The 21,267-nt window shown below is 59.5% G+C and carries 16 protein-coding genes; 7 read left to right on the top strand and 9 right to left on the bottom strand.

The annotated features are described in order from the left end of the window. Positions 1-15 precede the first annotated feature (15 nt). The 3 genes from EQV96_RS01620 to EQV96_RS01610 are packed head-to-tail and all read right to left on the bottom strand — an operon-like array spanning position 16 to position 4,962. Positions 16-651, bottom strand: a complete 636-nt coding sequence (locus tag EQV96_RS01620) for a DUF1345 domain-containing protein (RefSeq protein ID WP_095000263.1) — start codon at positions 649-651, stop codon at positions 16-18. Positions 652-703: 52 nt separating this feature from the next. Next, positions 704-3,805 (bottom strand): efflux RND transporter permease subunit, encoded by a 3,102-nt coding sequence (locus EQV96_RS01615; RefSeq protein ID WP_095000262.1) that lies wholly within the window; start codon positions 3,803-3,805, stop codon positions 704-706. A gap of 2 nt (positions 3,806-3,807) precedes the next feature. Beyond that, positions 3,808-4,962, bottom strand: coding sequence for an efflux RND transporter periplasmic adaptor subunit (locus EQV96_RS01610; protein WP_095000261.1), 1,155 nt, complete (start codon positions 4,960-4,962; stop codon positions 3,808-3,810). Between the two features lie 170 nt (positions 4,963-5,132). Between EQV96_RS01610 and EQV96_RS01605 the strand changes: the two genes are divergently transcribed. Together EQV96_RS01605 and EQV96_RS01600 are read left to right on the top strand one after the other, a co-directional pair. Continuing rightward, positions 5,133-5,834: a response regulator transcription factor gene (locus EQV96_RS01605; protein ID WP_095000260.1), complete on the top strand. Its 702-nt coding sequence runs from the start codon at positions 5,133-5,135 to the stop codon at positions 5,832-5,834. A 4-nt stretch (positions 5,835-5,838) separates the two neighbouring features. Next, a complete protein-coding gene (locus EQV96_RS01600; RefSeq protein ID WP_095019187.1) occupies positions 5,839-7,134 on the top strand; it encodes an ATP-binding protein in 1,296 nt (431 codons plus the stop codon). 16 nt (positions 7,135-7,150) lie between these two features. Here EQV96_RS01600 and rarD (EQV96_RS01595) read toward each other — a convergent pair whose 3' ends face one another. From rarD (EQV96_RS01595) to EQV96_RS01585, 3 genes are all read right to left on the bottom strand, one after another. Further along, positions 7,151-8,032: an EamA family transporter RarD gene (rarD, locus tag EQV96_RS01595; protein ID WP_240881134.1), complete on the bottom strand. Its 882-nt coding sequence runs from the start codon at positions 8,030-8,032 to the stop codon at positions 7,151-7,153. A 320-nt stretch (positions 8,033-8,352) separates the two neighbouring features. After that, positions 8,353-9,237, bottom strand: coding sequence for an EamA family transporter RarD (gene rarD / locus EQV96_RS01590; RefSeq protein ID WP_095000257.1), 885 nt, complete (start codon positions 9,235-9,237; stop codon positions 8,353-8,355). A gap of 203 nt (positions 9,238-9,440) precedes the next feature. Continuing rightward, positions 9,441-10,754: an MFS transporter gene (locus tag EQV96_RS01585; RefSeq protein ID WP_095000256.1), complete on the bottom strand. Its 1,314-nt coding sequence runs from the start codon at positions 10,752-10,754 to the stop codon at positions 9,441-9,443. 158 nt (positions 10,755-10,912) lie between these two features. Between EQV96_RS01585 and EQV96_RS01580 the strand changes: the two genes are divergently transcribed. The 3 genes from EQV96_RS01580 (at position 10,913) to pssA (ending at position 14,762) form a co-directional block, all read left to right on the top strand. Further along, complete coding sequence (locus tag EQV96_RS01580; protein WP_095000255.1) at positions 10,913-12,010, top strand: sugar diacid recognition domain-containing protein; 1,098 nt, start codon at positions 10,913-10,915, stop codon at positions 12,008-12,010. 108 nt (positions 12,011-12,118) lie between these two features. Then, a complete protein-coding gene (locus tag EQV96_RS01575) occupies positions 12,119-13,255 on the top strand; it encodes a glycerate kinase (protein WP_095023899.1) in 1,137 nt (378 codons plus the stop codon). Between the two features lie 163 nt (positions 13,256-13,418). Then, the gene (gene pssA, locus EQV96_RS01570) at positions 13,419-14,762 is read left to right on the top strand and encodes a CDP-diacylglycerol--serine O-phosphatidyltransferase (protein ID WP_240881132.1); all 1,344 of its coding nucleotides are present in this window, start codon (positions 13,419-13,421) and stop codon (positions 14,760-14,762) included. Positions 14,763-14,862: 100 nt separating this feature from the next. On the opposite strand, the gene EQV96_RS01565 is transcribed toward pssA, so the two are convergent. From EQV96_RS01565 to EQV96_RS01555, 3 genes are all read right to left on the bottom strand, one after another. Then, positions 14,863-16,380, bottom strand: a complete 1,518-nt coding sequence (locus EQV96_RS01565; RefSeq protein ID WP_095019214.1) for a glycosyltransferase family 39 protein — start codon at positions 16,378-16,380, stop codon at positions 14,863-14,865. Between the two features lie 5 nt (positions 16,381-16,385). Continuing rightward, positions 16,386-18,086: a lipid IV(A) 4-amino-4-deoxy-L-arabinosyltransferase gene (arnT, locus tag EQV96_RS01560; protein WP_095019940.1), complete on the bottom strand. Its 1,701-nt coding sequence runs from the start codon at positions 18,084-18,086 to the stop codon at positions 16,386-16,388. A 90-nt stretch (positions 18,087-18,176) separates the two neighbouring features. Then, positions 18,177-18,836, bottom strand: a complete 660-nt coding sequence (locus tag EQV96_RS01555) for a hypothetical protein (protein WP_095019182.1) — start codon at positions 18,834-18,836, stop codon at positions 18,177-18,179. Between the two features lie 124 nt (positions 18,837-18,960). On the opposite strand from EQV96_RS01555, the gene EQV96_RS01550 reads away from it, so the two are divergent. Continuing rightward, a complete protein-coding gene (locus EQV96_RS01550) occupies positions 18,961-20,364 on the top strand; it encodes an MFS transporter (protein WP_240881128.1) in 1,404 nt (467 codons plus the stop codon). Between the two features lie 278 nt (positions 20,365-20,642). Beyond that, positions 20,643-21,248 (top strand): SCO family protein, encoded by a 606-nt coding sequence (locus tag EQV96_RS01545; protein WP_016780913.1) that lies wholly within the window; start codon positions 20,643-20,645, stop codon positions 21,246-21,248. Positions 21,249-21,267 lie beyond the last annotated feature (19 nt).

Here is a 21,267-nt window from a genome sequence, read left to right as displayed (position 1 = left end):
CTTTGAACTGCCCGGTTAAAACAATCCCGCCGCAATATTGATCGAAAACCCCAGCACGGCCGTGTTGAACAAAAACCCCAGCAGTGAATGCCCCAGCACCGCCTTGCGCATTTCTCGGGTAGCGATACTCACATCAGCTGTTTGTACCGCAACACTGAGGGTGAAAGAGAAGTACATAAAGTCCCAGTAGTCCGGGTTCAGTTCCCCTTCAGGGAAGCGCAACGCCGGCTCAGTCCCTTCGTTGTTATAGAACAGTCTTGCGTAATGCAGGCTGAAAATCACCCCGATCATCAACCACGAACCCACCACCGTCAGCCCGGTAAAACCGTAATGCATCAGGCGATCGTCATCGCTGAGCTTGCTGCCTGACAGTTCAAGGGTAACGGCAGCCAGACTGGCAATCGAAGCAATGCATACGGTGATCAACACCATACTGGCGTTTTCATCTTCCACTTCGGCTGTACTTTTCACGTCACTGGCTTTGGAACGGATCACCAGCCAGAGCGTCATTGCCAGATACAGCCAGACACCGGCATTCCAGCCCAGCAGGAATTTGCTGGTCAGAGTGGAGGCTGGAGCAAAGATGCCTACTGCCACCCCGATCAGGGTGGCGACAGTAAGGCGAGGATGGGTGCGGGCAAGGTGCGGCATAAACAATCCCTGTTACCAGTTAATACAGCACCTTAGCACGCAGCGCGCTGGCTTAACGCTGACGAGGTTTACTTCTTGTCAGTTTCATTACAACAACGAAGAACACTGGCACAAATACCACTGCCAGGGTGGCGACGATCATGCCGCCAATCACCCCCGTACCGATGGCCTGCTGGCTGGCCGAGCTGGCCCCCGTGGCAATGGCCAGTGGCACTACACCGAGGATAAACGCCAGCGATGTCATGACAATCGGCCGTAGACGAAGGCGGGCGGCTTGCACGGTAGCGTCCACCAGATCATGGCCTTCGTCGTACAGCGTCTTGGCAAACTCGATGATCAAGATGGCGTTCTTCGCGGACAAACCAATAATCGTAATCAGGCCTACTTTGAAGAATACGTCATTGGGCATCCCGCGCAGCGTGACTGCCAGCACGGCGCCCAGGACGCCCAATGGCACTACGAGCAACACCGCAGTCGGTATCGACCAGCTCTCGTACAACGCTGCCAGGCACAGGAACACGATCAGCAGCGACAAGGCCAGCAGAACCGGTGCCTGCGCCCCGGAAACCTGCTCCTGCAAGGACAGGCCGGTCCATTCCAGCCCCAGACCTGCAGGCAACTGGTCGACCAGACGCTGCACTTCTACCATCGCCTCGCCGGTGCTGTGGCCGGCAGCCGACTCGCCGGAGATGCTAATCGCCGGGTAACCGTTGTAGCGGGTCAACTGCGATGGCCCCTGGATCCAGCGGGCCTCGACAAAGGCCGAGAGCGGTACCATCTTGCCCTGGTCGTTGCGCACATTGATTTTCAGCAAGTCTTCGACCTGGCTGCGCTGGTCGCCTTCAGCCTGCACCACGACCCGCTGCATGCGCCCCTGGTTCGGAAAGTCGTTGATATAGGCCGACCCTACGGCGGTAGACAGCACTGCGCCGATGTCTGCAAAGGAGATGCCCAGCGCATTGGCGCGCTTGCGATCGACCTCCAGCTGCACTTGCGGGCTCTCTGCCAGTGCTTCTTCGCGGACATTGGCCAGCACCGGGCTTTTTTCCGCCAGTGCCAGCAGTTCGCTGCGGGCTTGCATCAAGGCGTCATAACCGACCCCGCCGCGGTCTTGCAGGCGGAACTCAAAACCACTGGACGTACCCAGGCCGCTGACCGGGGGTGGCAAGATGGCAAAGGCAATCGCGTCCTTGATTTCACTGAAGGCAGCGTTGGCCCGATCGGCGATGGCAGACGCCGAGTCTTTGGCGCCGCGTTGCGACCAGTCCTTCAGGGTGGTGAAGGCCAGTGCCGCGTTTTGCCCGCTGCCCGAGAAGCTGAAACCCAGAATCATCGTGGTGTTGCCCACGCCGGTCTCGCTGGCGTTGTGGGCCTCGATCTGCTCGACCACGTTGATTGTGCGGTTCTGGCTGGCACCCGGCGGCAACTGGATATCGGTGATGATGTAACCCTGATCCTCGACCGGTAAAAAAGACGAGGGCAGGCGCGCAAAGCACAACACCAGAACCACCAGCAAAGCACCATATAGCAGCAGATAGCGGCCGCTGCGCTTGATCAGATGCACCACCCAGTTTTCATAACCTGCGCTCAGGTGCTCGAACTTGCGGTTGAACCAGCCAAAAAACCCGCCCTTGGCGTGATGCTCGCCCTTGGCGATCGGCTTGAGCAGGGTTGCGCACAGCGCCGGGGTCAATGACAGGGCCAGAAATGCCGAGAACAGAATCGAGGTCGCCATCGACAGCGAGAACTGCTGGTAAATAACCCCCACCGAGCCCGGCATGAATGCCATCGGAATAAACACCGCCACCAGCACCAGGGTGATGCCGACAATCGCGCCGCTGATCTGGGTCATCGCCTTGCGTGTGGCCTCGCGGGGCGACAACCCCTCGCTGACCATGATCCGCTCGACGTTCTCCACCACCACAATGGCATCGTCCACCAGAATACCGATGGCCAACACCATGCCGAACATGGTCAGGACGTTGATCGAGAATCCCAGCACCAGCATCGTGGCGAACGTGCCCATCAGCGCCACCGGCACCACCAGGGTCGGGATCAGGGTGTAGCGAATGTTCTGCAAGAACAGGTACATCACCAGAAACACCAGCACCATGGCTTCGACCAGGGTGTAGATGACCTTGGTAATCGAGACTTTGACAAAGGGCGTGGTGTCATAGGGGATGGTGTACTCGACACCGGCCGGGAAGTAGCGGCTGAGCTCGTCCATCTTGGCGCGAATCAGGTTGCCGGTATTCAACGCGTTGGCTTCTGGGGCGAGCTTGACGCTGAAGGCGCTGGCCGACTTGCCGTTCAAGCGGGTGCCGTACTGGTATTCCTGGCTGCCGATCTCAACTCGGGCCACATCGCTGACGCGCACGGTTGAACCGTCCGGGTTGGCACGCAGAACAATATCCGCGAACTCTTGCGGGGTTGAGAGCTGGCCCTTGACCAGTACGGTCGCGGTGATCTCCTGGGTGGAACGCCCCGGCAAGTCGCCGATGCTGCCTGCCGATACCTGGGCGTTCTGGCTGGCAATGGCCTGGTTGACATCCGCTGGGGTCAGGTTGAAACCGATCAGCTTCTGCGGGTCGATCCAGATGCGCATGGCCCGCTCGGCACCATACAGCTGGGCCTTGCCGACGCCGTCGATACGCTTGACCTCGTTCATCACGTTGCGCGCCAGGTAGTCGCTTAGCGCGACCTCGTCCAGCGTGCTGGTGCTGTCGGCGGTCAGGGTCACCAGCATCAGAAAGCCCGAGGAGATCTTCTCCACCTGCAAGCCTTGCTGGATAACCGCCTGGGGCAGGCGTGACTCCACCGCTTTAAGGCGGTTCTGGACATCCACCTGGGCCATTTCCGGGTCAGTGCCGGGTTTGAACGTCGCGGTAATGCTGGCACTGCCCAGGCTGCTTTGGGATTCGAAATAGAGCAGGCCGTCGGTACCGTTGAGCTCCTGCTCGATCAGACTGACTACGCTTTCGTCCAGGGTTTGTGCCGAGGCGCCGGGGTAAATCGCGTACACCTCGACCTGCGGCGGTGCCACATCGGGGTATTTGGCGACGGGCAGCTGCGGGATGGCCAAAGCCCCCGCCAGCATAATGAACAACGCAACGACCCAGGCAAAGACCGGGCGGTCGATAAAGAACTGCGGCATGCTCACCGATCCGTGGAGTGTGCGAGAGGAAGTGTCGGGTCATCTATTTGTACTTGTTCGCCCGGGCGGGCGTGTTGCAGGCCTTCAGTGACAATCCGGTCACCGGCCTTAAGCCCGGACGTGACCGCCCAGCGATCATTCTGCGCGCCGCCCAGTTGTACCGGTTGCAGCTGCACGCGGTTGTCGGCATCGATCAGCAGCACCTGGGCGATGCCGGCGCTGTCGCGCAGGATTGCCCGTTGCGGCACGCTGATGCCTTCCTTGTTGACGGCCTGTTCCAGGCGTACCCGCACAAAGCTGCCGGGCAACAGGTCGTAGTCCGGGTTGGGGAACTCGCTGCGCAGAATGATCTGCCCGGTGCTCGGGTCCACGGTGACGTCGGTGAACAGCAGCTTGCCCGGCAACGGGTAGAGACTGCCATTGTCACGAATCAGGGTGGCCCTGGCCTGTTGCTTGCCAACTTGTTGCAATTCGCCAGCGCGGAAAGCTTCACGCAGATTATCCAGGTCGCGGGTGGACTGGGTGAGGTCGACATGGATCGGGTTCAGTTGCTGGATGCGCGCCATTGGCGTGACCTCGCCCTGGCCAACCAGTGCACCTTCCGTAACCAGCGCCCGGCCAATGCGCCCGGAAATCGGCGCGGTCACAGTGGCATAGCCCAGGTTCAGCTTTGCCCGCTGGACCGCGGCCTTGTTGGCAGCCACATCGGCGTTGGCCTGCTGGGCCGCTGCCCGTGCGTTGTCATGATCCTGGCGGCTGATGGCATTGATGCCGATCAGCTCGGCATAACGCTGGTCCTGCAGTTTTGCCTGCAGGGCCACTGCCTCGGATTTGCGCAATGCTGCCTGAGCACTGTCCAGATCGGCCTGAAACGGTGCAGGGTCGATCAAAAACAGCACGTCGCCCTGTTTGACTTCACTGCCTTCGATGTACACGCGCTTGAGCACCACGCCTGCAACACGGGCACTGACTTGTGCCACGCGCGGGGCGACCACGCGCCCGCTCAATTCGTTATTGACCGACAGCGGCGCCGTAGCGATGACTTCGCTGCGCACTTTGGCCAAAGGAGGTCGGGTTTCAGCGACCGGACTTTTGTCACAGGCACTGATGGCCAGGGCCAGGGCCGTGAGAAATAGAGGGGCGAAGAGCTTTTTCAACGATCGTGCCTTCTGAAATATGCGGGATGTTTCTGTTTGGCATGCTAAGCGCAGCACGCAAGGGGCGTTGTGAAGCTATGTAGAGGGAGTGTGAAAAAGTGTGAAGGTTATGCGGCTATCCCTGCCAGGTTGTATATCCTTCGGGTTTCCCCCGGTTGTAAGCAGTTATTATGCCCACTATTTTGCTGGTCGAAGACGATGCCGCACTTTCGGAGCTGATTGCCAGCTATCTGGAGCGCAATGGCTATCAAGTCAGCGTGATTGCCCGAGGTGATCAAGTCTGTGACAGGGCGAGAAGCAACCCGCCTGACCTGGTCATTCTTGACCTGATGTTGCCAGGCCTTGATGGCCTGCAAGTCTGCCGTTTGCTCCGTACCGAGTCAGCAAGCCTGCCGATCCTGATGTTGACAGCCCGCGACGATAGCCATGATCAGGTGCTGGGGCTAGAGATGGGGGCCGACGATTATGTGACAAAACCTTGCGAGCCACGGGTGTTGTTGGCCCGGGTACGCACTCTTTTGCGTCGCAGCAGCCTGGCCGAGCCGCAAGTAGCCAGTGACCGTATCGTTATCGGCAACCTGTGCATCGACCTGTCGGAACGCACCGTCAGTTGGCGCGGGCAGATGATCGAGTTGTCCAGCGGCGAGTACAACCTGCTGGTGGTGCTGGCCCGGCATGCCGGCGAAGTGCTGAGCCGTGACCAGATTCTGCAGCGTCTGCGTGGCATTGAGTTCAACGGTACTGATCGCTCGGTCGATGTGGCCATTTCCAAGCTGCGGCGCAAGTTCGATGACTGCGCCGGCGAAGCGCGCAAGATCAAGACCGTATGGGGCAAGGGCTACCTGTTCAGTCGCTCGGAATGGGAATGCTGAATCCATGCTCAAGATTCTGATACGCCTGTATCTGGTGACCATCGTGACGTTTGCCACGGCCAGTTACCTGATCCCCGGGGTGATCGTGTCGCTGTTTCATGAGCGCTTCATGAACTACAACATCGACATGTCGCGGGGCATGCAGGCCTTGCTGGTCAAACAGTTCCATCATCTGCCCCCTGAGCAATGGCCTGAACTCGCCCGAGAAATCGACACGCAGTTCCAGCCGATACGGGTCAATCTGCTGCCCATTAGCGATGCCAAGTTCACTGCCGACGAGCAACAGCAGTTGAAGCAGGGGCAGGGCGTGTTGCGCATTGGCGAGTGGGGCTGGCGTACGCTGGTGGTTTCACCGCTGGACGATCAGGTTGCAATCGAATGGGTCATGCCGCCAGACCCCTTTGACATGAATGTGCTGTATTGGAGCATCAACGTACTGATCGGTGCCGCCATGCTCGGTGGCTTGCTGCTTTGGCTGCGACCGCACTGGCGCGACCTGGAGCGACTCAAACTGACCGCGGCACGTATCGGTCAGGGGCAACTCAGCGAGCGTACGCAGATCTCCCAACGTTCCAATATTCACGGCCTGGCCACGGTGTTCGACGCCATGGCGCAGGATGTCGAGCACCTGCTCAACCAGCAGCGGGACCTGCTCAATGCGGTATCCCACGAGTTGCGTACGCCATTGACGCGCCTGGACTTCGGCCTGGCCCTGGTTTTGTGCGACGACTTGCCCCGGGCTAGCCGTGAGCGCCTGCAAGTGCTGGTGGGGCATATTCGCGAACTGGATGGGCTGGTGCTTGAGCTGCTGTCATTCAGCCGCCTGCAAAACCCGGCTTTGATGCCGGAAAGGGTAGAGGTCTCGCTGGACGAGTTTATCGACAGCATCCTCGGCAGTTTCGATGAGGAGCTCGAAGCGCCCGAAATCGTGCTGGATGTGTTGTTACACGGTGCTCAAGAGCGTTTTGCCCTTGATCCGCACCTGACTGCCCGGGCGCTGCAAAACCTGTTGCGCAATGCCATGCGTTATTGCGACCGACGAATTCAGGTGGGTGTAAGCGTCACTGCGCAAGGCTGTGAGATGTGGGTAGATGACGATGGCATCGGCATTCCCGAACAGGAACGCGAGCGAATTTTTGAGCCGTTCTACCGCCTGGATCGCAGTCGCGACCGGGCAACCGGGGGCTTCGGCCTGGGCCTGGCGATCAGTCGTCGCGCCCTGCAAGCGCAGGGCGGGACGCTGAATGTCGAACAATCGCCTCTGGGCGGCGCCCGCTTCAAGCTCTGGTTGCCGGCCTGAAGAAGGAGACTGCGACCTAGATGGAACGTCGCTGGCGACTCACATGCTTCAAGCCTTCAATAATCAGCACGACCACCGCGAGCCAGATAGGGCCATAGGTCAGCCATTGGCCCTCTTCCAGGCTGTCGCCCAGCAACAGGGCGACAGCGACCAGCAGCACCGGCTCGACATAGCTGAGCAAGCCAAACAAGCTGAAGGGCAGCAGTCGGCTGGCCAGGATGTACGAGAAGCCTGCCGCAGCACTGATAATGCCCATCAGCGGCACCAGCGCATACAGTGCCTGGTGTTGCTCGCCAAGGTCGATATGCGGCCCTGCCAGCACAAACCACAGGGACGCCGGAACCATCAGCAACATGTCCAGCCAGAGGCCACCCAGGTTGTCGATGCCGATCTTCTTGCGCAGCACGAAGTACATCGGGTAGCCGTTGGCCACCACCAGGGTCGTCCAGGAGAAGCCGCCGGTGCGATACAGCTCATTGGCCACACCGACCACGGCCAGGGCCGTGGCGATTTTCTGCAGGTGCGACAGGTGCTCGCCGTACACAATGCGGCCGGTGAGGATCATCGTCAGGGGCAACAGGAAGTAACCCAGCGACACATCCAGACCGTGTCCATTGAGCGGCCCCCACATAAACATCCACAGCTGTAGACCGACCAGGAAACTGGTAAGCAGCACGCAAGGAATCAGTAGAGGTTTATCGCGTAAGCGTTTGAAAATTATAGGAACCCATTTCCAGTCGCCAGAGAGGCAGATAAACAGGGTCATGAAGGGCAGCGAGATCAGTATTCGCCAGCCGAAGATTTCCTGGCCATCGAGGGGCCAGAGAAGGGAAGTGAACCAGTACAGAACGCCAAACAGACAGGAAGCCAAAATCGATAGAACAATGCCTTTAGACACAACAACCTCAATGGATCTACAACGTTACTCGTGTGAGTGGGCGCATAGCTTGAGGCTGTTGGCGGTCATTGGCAAACGCCTTTTAAACCAGTTACTTGGGAGTAATTCTTGTTGGTGATGTTTAACTTTGAAAATCGCAAGCAATTACTGGGCCAAAGTCGTTTAAAACGTGCGTTCGTGTTTTGAAAAAAACTGATTAACGGTGGGCTGTTACGGTGCAAAAGGGCAGATTGTGGGAGCGAGCCTGCTCGCGAAGCAGGCAACGCGAGCATTGCAGGAAATCGCAGTGATGCCTTCGCGAGCAGGCTCGCTCCCACTGTTTACACAGACCGGCGCTGGCGTACCAGATGCTTGAAGCCTTCAAAAATCAACACCAGCACGGCCAGCCAGATCGGCAGGTAGGTCAGCCATTGCCCGGCGCTGATGCTTTCACCCAGCAGTAACGCCACCAGCACCAGCAATACCGGTTCGACATAACTGAGCAGGCCAAACAGGCTGAATGCGAGCATGCGGCTGGCGAGGATATAGCTGATCAGGGCCAGGGCACTGATGCCTCCCAGAACCGGAATCAGCGCGTACAGTGCCGGGCGATGGCTGGCCACATCAAAGCCTTGTTCGCCGCTTTGCACAAACCACCAGGCCACCGGCATCAACAGCAACATGTCGACCCACAGGCCGCCGAGGTTGTCGGTGCCTGAGCGCTTGCGCAGCACGAAGTACAAGGGGTACCCGATGGCCACCACCAATGTGGTCCAGGAGAACCCACCCACTCGATACACCTCGTTGGCAACCCCCAGGGTTGCCAGCGCAGCCGCGATTTTTTGCAGATGGGACAACTGCTCGCCATACACCAGGCGCCCGGTGAGCAGCATGGTCAGCGGCAACAGGAAGTAACCCAGCGAAACGTCCAGGCTGTGGCCGTTGAGCGGTGCCCACAGAAACAGCCAGAGTTGCACGCCCACCAGGGCACTGGACGCCAACAGCACGGCAAGGAATTTCGGTTGTTGGCGCAGCCGCGAGAAAATCACCGGCACTAACCGCCAATCGCCGGAAAAACACATGAACAGGGTCATGCAGGGCAGGGTCAGGAGCATCCGCCAGCCGAAGATCTCGGCGCCGCTCAAGGGCCAGAGCAGGGATGTGAAGTAATACATGACACCGAACAGGCTCGATGCCAGAACAGACAGAACAATACCTTTGGACACAACAGCCTCGTTGAAACACGCATTTTGATTATTAGAAGTGCGTAGCTTGAGGCTCTGCGCGCTGCAGGGCAAATGCTTGATTGATTGTGGGCGCCAGATAATCAGTGGGAGCTGGTTTGCCTGCGATGCAGACGCCGCGGTCTGTCTGTCAGACCGCGGCGTCTGCATCGCAGGCAAGCCCGGCTCCCACAGGTTGTGCTTGATTATGCGTTTTTGATTCCGCGGGTCATGCGCAGGGCCAGCAGGCTGCCGCCCACGATCACCGCTGCCAGCAAGTACAGCGCCACGTCAGTGGAACCGGTGGCGTCTTTGACAAAACCCACCAGGTACGGGCTGAGGAAACCGGCCATTTGTCCCATTGAGTTGATCAGTGCCAGGCCGCCTGCGGCCGCCCCTGCACTGAGCATCGCCGTCGGTACCGGCCAGAACATCGGCAAACCGGTCAGTGCACCCATGGTGGCAATGGTCAGGCCCAGAATCGCTATGGCCGGCTGGGTGGCGAAATTCACCGCAATCACCAGCCCCAGCGCACCCATCAGCATCGGCACCACCAGGTGCCAGCGCCGCTCTTTGTGCAGGTCTGCCGAGCGCCCGACCAGCAGCATAAATACCGCTGCCAGCAGGTAGGGAATGGCGCTGATCCAGCCAATCACCAGGGTGTCGCTGAAACCCAGGTTCTTGATGATCGACGGCAGCCAGAAGTTGATCGCGTACACGCCACTCTGGATGCAGAAGTAAATCAGGCCAAAGGCCCAGATGGCCGGGTTTTTGAACACTGCCAGCAGCGAATCGGTGGAAGAGGCCGGCTTGCTGTCCGCGTCCAGGCGATGGTCGGCTTCCAGTACCGCCCGCTCGTGGGCACCCAGCCATTTGGCGTTGGCAAAACTGTCACTGAGCAGGTAGATCGCCAGGCCGCCCAGCAACACTGTAGGCACGCCTTGCAGCAGGAACATCCACTGCCAGCCGGCAAGGCCGCCCTGGCCTGCAGCGAAGTGGCTGAGGATCCAGCCGGAGAACGGCCCACCGATCAAGCCCGAAACAGGAATGGCACACATGAACAGCGCCATGATCCGGCCACGACGAAACGTCGGGAACCACTGCGACAGATACAGCACCACGCCCGGGAAAAAGCCCGCTTCAGCCGCGCCGGTCAGCAGGCGCAGGGTATAGAAGCCAGTAGGCGTGGTGACAAACATCAGGCAGGTCGACAGTGTGCCCCAACTGATCATCATCACTGCAATCCAGCGCCTGGGGCCGAATCGGGTCAGGGCCAGATTGCTCGGTACGCCACACAAGACGTAGCCGATAAAGAAGATCCCGGCACCCAGGCCGTAGACCGTTTCGCTGAACTTGAGGGCGTCAAGCATCTGTAATTTGGCAAAGCCAACGTTTACCCGGTCGAGGTAATTGAACAGATAGCAGATAAAAATAAACGGAATCAAGCGCAGGGTGATGCGTTTGTAGATGGCGTTTTTATCGTCATCGCTGATCAGCGATGCGGTGGCGCTCTGTGACATCTTATGTCTCTCTTTATTATGTTTTTTCACGATCCAGGGGTAACGTTGACCGCAGCTTGAGTCTCGGTCACCACAACGCTGCTGTCTTTGTGCTGTCGCACAGCATTTCGCCAAGCGCTCTGTGCCCGTGAACAAATGTACCCAAGGATAGTCACCCCATGTTTGAACTGGACCACGATTTGGCGCAGGACATCGTTGACCGTGCGATGGCCATTTTGCCTTACAACGTAAACGTTATGGACAGCCAGGGCCTGATCCTGGGCAGTGGCGAGCCCGAGCGTATCAATACCCGGCACGAAGGGGCGCAATTGGTGCTGGCCAATGGACGGGTGGTGGAAATCGACGCACAAACGGCCAAATGCCTTAAGGGCGTGCAGCCGGGTATCAACTTGCCACTGCTGCTCGACCAGCGACTGATCGGGGTGCTGGGCCTGACTGGCGAGCCCGAACTGCTGCGTACCTATGCCGAACTGGTGCGCATGACCGCTGAAATGCTGGTGGGCCAGCGCTTTCAGCAGGCCGAGCAACAATGGCGACGCCAGCGTTGTGATGACTTGGTGGCTTTGCTGCTCAGCGAGGGCGGTGACTCCCCGCGCCTGATTGATGAGGCCCAGCAGCTGGGGCTCAAGCCGCAGCTGTCTCGCATCCCCTATCTGTTCGAGCTGGGTAAGGGACAAAGTGCCGAGGCTTTGAGTGCCTGGTTGCAATCACGCTACCCGGACAGCTGGTGTGTGTGCCCGGCAACCGGGTCCCTGCTGTGGTGCCGCCCTGCAACCGCTGCACTGGATGATCTGCGTTTGCTGGAGAGGCTCGACGGCCAAGGCTGGCAGGTATTGCGCATTGCTGCGGGCGGGCAGGCCGATGCGCTCAAGGGGTTGCGCCGCTGTTACCGCCGGGTGGGGGATTTGCTGGCCTATGGCCGTGATGTGCTACCGCACACCCGGTTGTTAACCCTTGATCGCTATCGCTTGCCGGTAATGTTGTGGCGCCATCGCAATGATGATGCATTGGAAGAACTGCTCGGCCCGCTGCACAAAGTAGTGGCCAAGGACGCCAATGGCCAATTGATTACCACACTGCGCAGTTGGTGCGAGCACGACGGCCAGAGCCAGGCCTGCGCCGATGCACTGGGGATTCATCGCAACAGCCTGCGTTATCGGATGGAGCGCATCGCGGAATTGAGCGGCGTCGACCCCTTGAGCCTCAATGGCATGCTGGCTCTTTATCTGGGGGTGCAGTTACTGCCCCAGAGCTGAGCATTGTCCAAATGAACAACAAAGCCCGTGATTGCTTGTGCGCCCGACTGGCGTGTTTATGCCCGGTTACTGGCAGCATGGATGGCATAAGAACTGGAGATGCGCCCCATGAAAATCGTGATTGCCCCCGACTCGTTCAAAGACAGTCTGAGTGCCGAAAAAGTCGCCGATGCGATCGCTGCCGGTCTGGCTGATGTCATGCCCCACGCGCAGTTGGTCAAATGCCCGATGGCCGATGGTGGTGAAGGCACGGTCGAAGCGATTGTCGCCGCCGGTAATGGCCAGTTGCGCCGCAATCATGTGCAAGGCCCTCTGGGCGCGCCGGTCGAGGCCCATTGGGGCTGGCTGCCGGACAGCCACACAGCCATCATCGAAATGGCCGAAGCCAGCGGCCTGCAACTGCTCAAGCCGGAGCAGCGCAATGCCTGCATCACCAGCACCTTCGGTACTGGCGAACTGATCAAGGCCGCCCTGGACGCCGGTGCCCGCAGGGTGATCCTGGCTATCGGCGGCAGTGCAACCAACGACGCCGGGGCAGGCGCGTTGCAGGCCCTGGGTCTGGGCTTGTTCGATGCCCAGGGCAATCACCTGCCGCGTGGCGGCCTGGCGCTGGCCCATGTGGCGCGTATCGAACTGTCAGGCCTGGACCCGCGCCTGGCCGAAGTACGCTTTGAAATTGCCGCCGACGTCAACAACCCGCTGTGTGGCGAGCACGGTGCTTCGGCAATCTTCGGCCCGCAAAAAGGCGCATCCGCCGAACAGGTGCGCTTGCTGGATCAGGCGCTGGGGCACTTTGCCGATCACTGTGCAAACGTGCTGCCCAAGGATGTGCGACACGAGCCGGGCTCGGGCGCTGCCGGCGGGCTGGGGTTTGCTGCCAAGGCGTTCTTCGGCGCGCAGTTTCGCGCCGGGGTTGAAGTAGTGGCCGAGCTTGTAGGGTTGGCAGAAGCGGTGAAGGGCGCAGACCTGGTGATCACCGGTGAAGGCCGTTTCGATGCCCAGACCCTTCGCGGCAAAACCCCCTTTGGCGTGGCGAGCATCGCCCGCGCTGAAGGGGTCCCGGTGGTGGTATTGGCCGGCACGTTGGGCGAGGGGTATCAGGCGCTGTATGAGCACGGCATCAACGCGGCATTTGCAATTGCCAGCGGCCCGATGACCCTGCAGGACGCCTGCGCCCGGGCAGCACCATTGCTCACCGACCGGGCGCGGGATATTGCGCGGTTGCTGATCCTGGCCCGGGGTTAAATACCCCCCTGTGGGAGCGGGCTTGCTCGCGAAAGCATCGCTGTGGTTTGCCAGACCGACCGCGTCGTTTGCATCGCAGGCAAGCCAGCTCCCGCATTGAGGCTACACATCACAGAATCGTGTAAGCTTTGCGGCTCTTCGCATTCGACCCTTAGCGAGCCCTATGCCGTCGCTCTTCAAACGCTCCTTGCTGCCTAAACTGCGCAGCTTTCCGTTGTCCGCCGATGCGCTGAGCATCTTGCCCAGCCCTGCGGATTTTCGCCGCTGCCTGCTGGAGCAGATTGCAGGTGCACGCCATCGCATCACGCTGGTGGCCTTGTACCTGCAACAGGACGAAGCCGGGCAGGAGATCCTCGATGCCCTGCACGCCGCCAAGGCCGCGCGCCCCGAGCTGGAAATTGCCGTGGTGGTTGACTGGCTGCGCGCCCAGCGCGGGTTGATCGGTGCAGGCAAACAGCCCGGCAACGCGGCCTGGTATCAGGCACAAACCGCAGCCCACGACACCCAAGTGCCGATTTATGGCGTGCCGGTGCAGACCCGCGAACTGTTCGGGGTGCTGCATCTCAAGGGCTTTATCGTGGATGACTGCGTGATCTATAGCGGTGCAAGCCTGAACAACGTGTACCTGCACAAGCTCGACAAGTATCGATTCGACCGTTACCACCTGCTGCACAACAAGCCGCTGGCTGACAGCATGCAGCACTTTGTCCAGCATGATCTGATCGAGAGCAAGGCCGTGCATCGCCTCGACCTGCCCACATTGCCTACCACTCGCAGCCTGCGCAGCGCTATCGGGGACTTTCGCAGCCACCTGAAAAAAGCCAGCTACGATACCAGCGCCGGGACTGTCGGCCACTTTGGCCTGTCGGTCAGCCCGCTACTGGGGGTGGGTAAAAACAATCAGCTGAGCCGGGTTATTTGTGAACTGATCGCCAGCAGCCAGCAACAGCTGACCATCTGCACCCCGTACTTCAACCTGCCATTGCCGGTGACTCGTGAAATCAACCGGGCTCTGGAACGTGGAGTGCGGATTGATATCGTGGTGGGCGACAAGACCGCCAACGACTTCTATATCCCGCCGAGCGAACCGTTTCGGGTTATCGCAGCGCTGCCGTATCTGTATGAGCTGAGCCTGCGCCGCTTCGCCAAGAGCCATCAGCGCATGATCGACAACGGTCTGTTGAACCTGCATCTGTGGCGCGAAGGTGACAACACCTACCACCTTAAAGGCATGTGGGTGGATGACCGCTACACCTTGCTGACCGGCAATAACCTCAATCCACGGGCATTCCGCCTGGATCTGGAAAACGGCCTGTTGATCGACGACCCACGCCGTGAATTGCTGGAACCGCGCTGCAAGGAGCTGGAAGCGATCTTCGCCCACACCCAGCGTATCGACAACTTCAAGGACCTGGAAACCCTGGCTGATTATCCGCCAGCGGTGGCCAAGTTCCTGCGTCGCGTAAGCCGGGTACGGATCGAACGCCTGCTCTACCGAATTCTCTGAATACCTGTGGGAGCGGGCTTGCTCGCGATTGCATCGACGCGCCGTGACAGGTACACCGCGTCGCTTCTATCGCGAGCAAGCCCGCTACCAAAGGGTATGGTCAGGGTAATTGCGGGATATACACCACGCTGCCACCTTCGCGTTTGTGCAACAACCGGTCGCCATTGTCCGGCTGGCTGGTGAGGGTCTGGTGATCCATGCTCAAGTAGCCAAGGGGCAGGGGATCGCCACTGCGGTACTGGGCAAAAATCAGCGTACGTTGCGGGTTGAAATGCTGGCCGCTGGTTTTGTCCAGCCAGGCCATTAACCCGGCACTGTCGCCATCGCGAGGGTAATCCTGGCTCTGGTCGATATAGAAGAACGGCTCGCCTTCATTCTGCACATACATGGGCAGTTTGTTGTCGACATCAATCATCACCATGCGCCACTGATCCCAGGGCGCCTGCTGGCTGGCCCGCGCTTTCACATCCTGGCCAAACTGGATAACCCCGCCGCCGCCGTTGGACCACGGATAGAACACCCCCAGCACCAACAGCAGTAACGTCGCACTCATGCCGAAACCGATGTTCCAGCGGCGCGGGTTGGTTTTGCCTTGCGCCATGCGCCGGGTCACCCACCAGGCCGCCAGCAGCTGGGCCAACGGCACCAGCGGCAACACGTAATAACTGCGCCGGCTGCCGCTGGCGGTGAAAAATACAAACAGCAAACCCAGCCCCCACACCAGCCACCGCGTATTGGGCTCGATATGCCGCCATTGACGTACGGCCACCCACAGCCCGATCATCCAGAATGGTGCCCAGGGCAGGGTGTAGGCCGGCAAGTAGATCAGGTAGGTGTAGATCGGCCCCATATGGTCAAAGGGGTTGAAGAACCGCACCACGTTTTCACGTAGCACCAGTTCCAGCCCGCTTTCGCCATAGGTGGGCGCGCCATACAGGTGGGACAGCACGAAGGGCAGCATATATACGGCCCCGGCAACCACCAGGGCGAGGAGCAAGCGCAGGTTCAGATGACGCTTCCAGCGTTGTTCACTTAGCAGATGAGGCAACAGCACCAGCCCTGGCAGGATAAAACCGATCAGCCCCTTGAGCAGCGAGGTCAGGGACAGCAACAGGAAAAACACACAGTACCGGCTCAGACGGGTGTCATCGGGGCCGCGCCAGTACCACCAGACTGCCGCCAGCAAGCCGAACACCGTAAGGATGTCCGCCGTGGCCACCCGCGCCCAGAATACAAAGTAGAAGGTCGTGGCCAGCATCCAGCCAGCGATCAGCCCGGTGCCCTTGCGAAACAACTGCTCGCCGAGCAGGTACACCAGCCACACGCTTAGCCAGGCGGCAATAACGGATGACAGGCGCAAGGACCAGTTGCCCAGGCCACCCATCAAGCTTGCGGTTGCCGTGATCAGCCAGTACGAGGGCAGGGGCTTGTCGTAGTAGGGCGAGCCTTTCAGATAAGGATCCAGGTAATCACCGCTCTGCAGCATCTGCAGGGCGATATTGGCCCAGCGGGTTTCCGGGCCCCAGAGCTCCCGTGAACCCAGGCCCAGCAACAAGAGCAGGGCAGATACGGCCAACAACACCAGCAAGCCTTTTTGCTCGCTGTTCCAGCGTTTGATCAGAGTCATTCAGGCTGAACCTTGGGAAAGATGAAAATCGCGAGATCACCGCGTTCGTAGCGCTTGCCACCCAGCGGCAGCAGCTCGACTTCGTGGGTTTCCAGTGCCGAATGAGCGCGCATGACCACGCCGACCGAGCCGCGTAAACGTGCCTCCTTCATCCAGCGATCGATGCTATCCATATCAACCTGACGCCCGGCTGAATCGGCATAACCCAAACCATATTTAAGCTCTCCGGTGCTGTTATAGAGCGTGATATCAGGCCGACCCAGGCGCCAGGACAGGGCCGATGCCGCGCCCAGGTCATTGCTGAGCAGCGTGCGGGCCTGACTCAGTTCCTGTACATGCTCGGCAATAAACTGATCGGGCATTTTGCTGTTGATGATCACTCCCGGCATCGCAGCGGGCAACAGCGCCACCAGCACACCCATGCCCATCGCAGGTGCTGCCCACAGCAGCAGCGGGCGTAGGGCTTGCAGGGCGTTGCTAAGCAGCCAGCCCAGCAACACGATATAGGCCAGAGACAGGCTGAACACCTCGGTGTTCTCATACACCGGGCGACTGAATTGCAGGTAAGCCAGTCCAACCAGGCCGGCAACCGCCAATAGCACATTCAACAGGCCGTTGATACGCAGGGTGCGGCCCTTTGCCTGTTCAATCCATGAAACCACGGCTCGGCCCATCAGCAGCGCCAAAGGCAGCAGGCACGGCATGATGTAGGTCGGCAGCTTGCCCTTGCTCATGCTGAAGATGGCCAGTGGCAGCAGCATCCACAACAGCAGAAAGCCGATCGCAGGTTGGCGCTTGTGTTTCCAGGCATCCATCAGGGTTTTCGGCAGCAAGGCCGCCCAGGGCAGGCTGGCGGCCAACAGGATCGGCAGGTAGAACCACCAGGGTTGGGTATGTTGTGCATCGGCCGCGCTGAAACGGCGTACGTGTTCGTTCCAGAAAAAAAACTGCCAGAAGTCCGGTTCCTGATGGTGGATCGCCAGCGCCCACGGCAGGCAGACAGCCACTGCGACAAGGATCGCCAACGGGCCATGGCTCAGCACTTCCTTGACGCGCCGCTGCCACAAGGCATAGGGAGCGGCGATCAACACGGGCAGTAACCAGGCCAGAAACCCCTTGGTCATAAAGCCCATGCCGCAGGCCACGCCCAGCACGGCCCAGGCACCGATGCGCGCGCGGCGGGTGGTGCTGTCAAAGGCATACCAGAGTGCTACCAGACTGAGGTTGACCCAGAAGGTGAACTGCGGGTCGAGGTTGGCATAGCCGGCTTGCCCGGCCACCAGTCCAAAACTCATATACAGCAGTGCGCTGGCAAAACGCTTGCGCGGGTCATGCCACAGGCGCCCGGCAATCAGCCATGCCAGCCAGACACTCAGCCCGGTACTCAGTGCCGAGGCGATCCGCACACCAAACAGGTTGTCACCGAATACAGCTTGCCCGATGGCGATCATCCAGTAACCGGCAACCGGCTTCTCGAAATAGCGCAAGCCCATAAAGTGTGGGGCTACCCAGTTGCCGCTATGGAGCATTTCCTGGCTGATCTGGGCATAGCGGGTTTCGTCAGGTATCCATAAGCCGTGGCTCATCAGCGGCAAAAGATAAAATACGACAAAAGCCAGGATCAAACCGGGTATTGCCCAGCGCTCAACACCTCGAGTGCGGGTATTGCAAGGTACAACGCCAGCCATGCTTTCCATCTGCGCGCCTGTTATCGACGTAAGTTATGGCCAGCACGTTAATCGGGAGGAAGTGGCGGAGAGGTGAAGCCTATGTGAAAAAAATGCGCGTCAAGCAGGGGTTACCCGATACACGCAACGGCGACTGCCTGTGATCATGTGTTCTGTTCGCTCAACCTGCCCCGAGTCCCCGATGGCCGCCTGAAACACTTGCAACTCTGCCCGGCAAAAGCCCTGGCATTGCTGCGCTGCAACACAGATCGGGCAGTGATTTTCGATGATCAGCCAGTTCTCGCCTTCAGCTTCCATGCTCGCCATATACCCGGCGCTGTCGCGTATGGCCACCAGCACCTGAACTTTCTCTTGCAGGTTTCGCCCTTGCTCACAGGCTGCAACGTATTCGCGGGTATTGGCCAGTTCCATGCTCTCGACCACTTTGTCGATCCCTTCATTGCCGTAGATCAGCTTGATTGAATCAATCAACTGCGCCGTGAGCTGCGCATGGGTATTGGGGAATCTGGCTTGAGCGGTATCGGTCAATACCCATTTTTGCGAAGGGCGCCCGGCCCCAACCGGCGGCATCAGGCAGCCAACGATCATGGCGCCGTCTACCAGCTTCTGAATCTGCTGGCGCGCAGCTTCCGGGGTGATATCGAGCATTGCCCCAAGATCCGCGGTTTTCAATGGCCCACGGGTTTTAAGCAGAAACAGGATCCGCTCGGCAGTGGCCCCGGTGTTGCGTGCAATATCAGGAGAGTCGGTCACGGGCATCGTACAAAGTCATCAGGGTAATGAGGTTTATCGGGGGATCATACCGCCTGGAGGATAAATAATTACCAAAGCATTTGCTTTTATAATAGGCTGATTGCATCGAAATGGAACTCAAGGAAGGGAAATGACAACGGCATCGGGATGGTCGGCATTGCTATGGGGCCGCAACGGGCTGCGATCGGTGGCACTGGCAGGCGGAGTGGCGTTGCATGCCATCAACGTGTATCTGGTGACAACCATTTTGCCCTCGGTGGTCAAGGATATCGGCGGGCTGGATTACTACGCCTGGAACACCACACTGTTTGTGGTGGCCTCGATCATTGGCTCGGTAGTGTCGGCCAAATGCCTGTCGGCCCTTGGCCCCAGGCTCGCGTATAGCCTCGCCGGGCTGGTCTTTGCGCTGGGTTGCGGGGTGTGCAGCAGCGCCCCTGACATGGCCGTGCTGGTGTTGGGGCGCACCATTCAAGGCCTTGGCGGCGGACTGTTGTTTGCCCTGCCGTATTCAATGATCCGACTGGTGTTCAACCAAACCCTGTGGCCAAGGGCAATGGCCCTGATTTCAGGAATGTGGGGCGCCGCGACCTTGATTGGCCCAGCCGTTGGCGGGGTGTTTGCGCAGTACGATGCCTGGCGTGCAGCATTCTGGGCACTGATCCCGGTGACCCTGCTGTTTATGCTGCTGGCCTGGGCCATGCTGCCCGGAAAAAGCGTCGAGGCATCACCTCGTCTGGTCTTGCCCTGGCTGCAACTGTTGCTGTTGACTGGCGTGGTGATGGCGATAGCCCTAGGCAGCATCAAGCCATCGCCGCTGTATAACGCGCTTGGGCTGGTGATCGGGCTGGTACTGCTGTATGCCGTGTACCGTGTTGAAAGCAGCGACAGGCACCGCATGTTGCCCAAGCACAGCCTGAGCCCTGGCAGTGCGCTGTTGCCGATATATCTGTCGATGAGCCTGATGGTCATTGGCATGACCAGCGAAGTGTTTGTACCGTACTTCTTGCAGGTTTTGCATCTGCAAACCCCGCTGGTGGCGGGCTATATTGCAGCGCTGATGGCGGCCGGCTGGACCCTTGGCGCCTTTTACAGCAGCGGCCTGGCGCTGGCATCTGCCAACCGGGCAATCTGCTGCGGCCCTGTATTTGTGGTGTCGGGGCTGGCACTGGCGGCTGTCTGTGTGCCGCAAAGCGGCAGTTCATTGATCAGCCTGACCGGCGTTTCCCTGGCAATGATCGGCGTCGGTACAGGGATCGGGCTGGCGTGGCCGCATCTGCTTACCCGAGTACTGGCCAATGTGCCTGACAGCGAAAAGGACATTGCCGGTGCGTCCATTACCACCGTGCAACTGATTGCCACGGCGATTGGCGCGGCACTGGCGGGGATGATTGCGAATATGGCCGGTTTATCCGCTACGGGTGGCGTGGAGGGTGCCGCCAATGCTGCCGCCTGGCTCTTTGGCCTGTATGCCGTGTTGTCTGCGTTGCTGTTTATAACGGTGCGACAGGTGATTGCCCATAGTGCAAAGCGCTGAATCCGCCAGAAATCATGCCTGTGTCGATTTGTCGCAGGCGTTGCTGCATCCCCCGGTTTTACAGGCTGCTGGCGCTGTAGTGCACCATTGAGGGGCGTGACTGCCGTGCGACAGCCTAGCGACAGTGGTAAATTCTGCGCCCATGCAACACGTCTACCCCACAGCAATCGTGCGCGCCAAGCCGGTCACTCCTGGCATCGGGCAGCGTACACACCTGCCTGATAATACGCAGGTTAAAGGCCTTTTCCGTTGGAAAAGGCCGCTTAAAGGAACCTGACATGAATGATTTACTGACTCGCCGCCGCGTAGTCACCGGTCTTGGCTTGCTCAGCCTGGGCTTGATCGCAGGTTGCGACCCTGGCAGCGGTTTGTCATACAAGTACGGCAAAGACCTCAGCAATGAAATCCTCGGGCGCAAGTTCAAGCTCAGGGATGCTCAAGGCAACGAGATGATGCTGGGCAGTTTTCGCGGGATGATGCCGATGATTTTCTTCGGCTTTACCCAGTGCCCGGCCGTGTGCCCGACCGCGCTGGCCCGTGCCGCCCAGGCGAAGAAAATGATGGGCCCCGACGGCGACCGCTTGCAGGTGGTGTTTATCACCCTGGACCCGGAGCGCGACAAGCCGGCGATGCTTGATGCCTATGTAAAAGCCTTTGACCCGAGCTTTATTGCCTTGTCCGGCACACTGGAAGAAACCGCGGCTACGGCCAAGGAATTCAAGGTGTTTTACGAGAAGATCCCTACCGGTGACTCTTACACCCTGTCTCACACCGCAACCAGTTTCGTTTTCGATTCCCGTGGTGTGTTGCGTCTTGGCCTGTCGCCTTCACTGTCAGCCAAGCAGTGTGCCGAAGACCTGCTCACCGTGATGTCAGTCTGCTAATCCTGTGCACTTTGGAATG

Source organism: Pseudomonas sp. TMW22080, from assembly GCF_022496745.1.
Taxonomy (GTDB): Bacteria; Pseudomonadota; Gammaproteobacteria; order Pseudomonadales; family Pseudomonadaceae; genus Aquipseudomonas; species Aquipseudomonas bubulae.
Note: the sequence above shows the minus strand (reverse complement) of the source record. Positions and strands in the feature narration are given on the sequence as shown.

Excerpts from the sequence above, each read along its gene's own strand:
- EQV96_RS01620 (WP_095000263.1), bottom strand. The coding sequence starts at position 651 with ATGCCGCACCTTGCCCGCACCCATCCTCGCCTTACTGTCGCCACCCTG.
- EQV96_RS01615 (WP_095000262.1), bottom strand. The coding sequence starts at position 3,805 with ATGCCGCAGTTCTTTATCGACCGCCCGGTCTTTGCCTGGGTCGTTGCG.
- EQV96_RS01605 (WP_095000260.1), top strand. The coding sequence starts at position 5,133 with ATGCCCACTATTTTGCTGGTCGAAGACGATGCCGCACTTTCGGAGCTG.
- EQV96_RS01600 (WP_095019187.1), top strand. The coding sequence starts at position 5,839 with ATGCTCAAGATTCTGATACGCCTGTATCTGGTGACCATCGTGACGTTT.
- EQV96_RS01585 (WP_095000256.1), bottom strand. The coding sequence starts at position 10,754 with ATGTCACAGAGCGCCACCGCATCGCTGATCAGCGATGACGATAAAAAC.
- EQV96_RS01580 (WP_095000255.1), top strand. The coding sequence starts at position 10,913 with ATGTTTGAACTGGACCACGATTTGGCGCAGGACATCGTTGACCGTGCG.
- EQV96_RS01575 (WP_095023899.1), top strand. The coding sequence starts at position 12,119 with ATGAAAATCGTGATTGCCCCCGACTCGTTCAAAGACAGTCTGAGTGCC.
- pssA (WP_240881132.1), top strand. The coding sequence starts at position 13,419 with ATGCCGTCGCTCTTCAAACGCTCCTTGCTGCCTAAACTGCGCAGCTTT.
- arnT (WP_095019940.1), bottom strand. The coding sequence starts at position 18,086 with ATGGAAAGCATGGCTGGCGTTGTACCTTGCAATACCCGCACTCGAGGT.
- EQV96_RS01555 (WP_095019182.1), bottom strand. The coding sequence starts at position 18,836 with ATGCCCGTGACCGACTCTCCTGATATTGCACGCAACACCGGGGCCACT.
- EQV96_RS01550 (WP_240881128.1), top strand. The coding sequence starts at position 18,961 with ATGACAACGGCATCGGGATGGTCGGCATTGCTATGGGGCCGCAACGGG.
- EQV96_RS01545 (WP_016780913.1), top strand. The coding sequence starts at position 20,643 with ATGAATGATTTACTGACTCGCCGCCGCGTAGTCACCGGTCTTGGCTTG.